Here is a 727-nt window from a genome sequence, read left to right as displayed (position 1 = left end):
GCACCATACTGCCTCCAGTTGACCATACAAGGTGAGTAGCTTTTGACATATCGTTTTCTAGTCCTTGCGCTTGTATATAGGACGACCCGCTTTCCAACAGGTGGAGAGGTCCTTGTAAACCAGCCGCTGCTGAAGGTTCTATATACATGTTTTCACGATTGGCTAGCTCATAAATAAATCGGAAAAGCTGATCATCTTCTACGGTATAAATTCCGCTAATAAGCGATTTTATCGTTTCACCTACAAAGCTAGATGGCCTTCCTACAGCTAGTCCATCGGCAGCTGTTACATTGTCAAGTCCAATATCCGTAACCGAAATGCCGTCATGCAGCTCGGTCATTAATCCAAGCAGCATGCAAGGAGAGTGAGTAGGTTCAGCAAAAAAGCAGTGAACGTGATCACCGTATATTGCTTTTAGTCCAAACGTAATACCGCCAGGACCTCCGCCTACTCCGCAAGGCAAATAGACAAATAAAGGGTGTTCGGCGTCTACTTGAATCCGCAGCTCGGCTAGCTGCTTTTTCAAACGTAAAGCCGCCACGGAATAACCGAGAAATAAATCTCTAGACTGTTCRTCGTCAATAAAATGGCAGGCGGGGTCTGCTTCGGCTTGCTTTCGTCCTTCTTCCACGGCTTTTCCGTAGTCAGACTGATATTCAATAACGGTTACACCTTTAGAACGAAGCAGATCTTTTTTCCATTTTTTAGCGTCCGCTGACATATGGAC

Annotated in this window: 1 protein-coding gene; it reads right to left on the bottom strand. The window is 45.5% G+C overall.

The window, feature by feature from the left end; genetic code table 11:
• Positions 1 to 727: D-serine ammonia-lyase (locus AC1DRF_RS30860; RefSeq protein ID WP_477742681.1), on the bottom strand; the 727-nt coding region annotated here is incomplete at both ends.

This window comes from Priestia sp. P5_B4 (genome assembly GCF_056400385.1).
This window is presented reverse-complemented; position numbering and strand designations above follow the sequence as displayed.